The organism is Methylobacterium sp. CCH5-D2 (genome assembly GCF_001556475.1).
Lineage (GTDB): Bacteria > Pseudomonadota > Alphaproteobacteria > Rhizobiales > Beijerinckiaceae > Methylobacterium > Methylobacterium hispanicum.
The window spans coordinates 1-251 of sequence record NZ_LSIX01000075.1; the positions used below are offsets into that span (position 1 = coordinate 1).

At 69.3% G+C, this 251-nt stretch carries 1 pseudogene; it reads right to left on the reverse strand.

What is annotated here, in order from left to right:
* Positions 1-251 (reverse strand): annotated as a pseudogene (locus AX737_RS33980) (porin); the annotation flags it as partial.

A 251-nucleotide genomic window follows, 5' to 3' on the forward strand; every position in this document is an offset into this window, starting at 1 on the left:
AGAAGTCGCGCTGGACGCGGGCGCGGACCTGGAACACGTCGGCGTTGGTGACGGTGCGCAGGGTGCCGGCGGCGACCGCGGCGTTCAGCAGCGTCTGCGAGGTCACGCCGGGCGAGCGGTTCGCGTCGATCACGCGGCCGTTCTGCACGCCGTAGTTCTGGTAGACGCCCTCGACGCCGATATCGAGGTCCTTCACCGGCGACCAGATCAGGCTGCCGCCCACGTTGAAGGCGTAGGTGTCGCGCAGGATC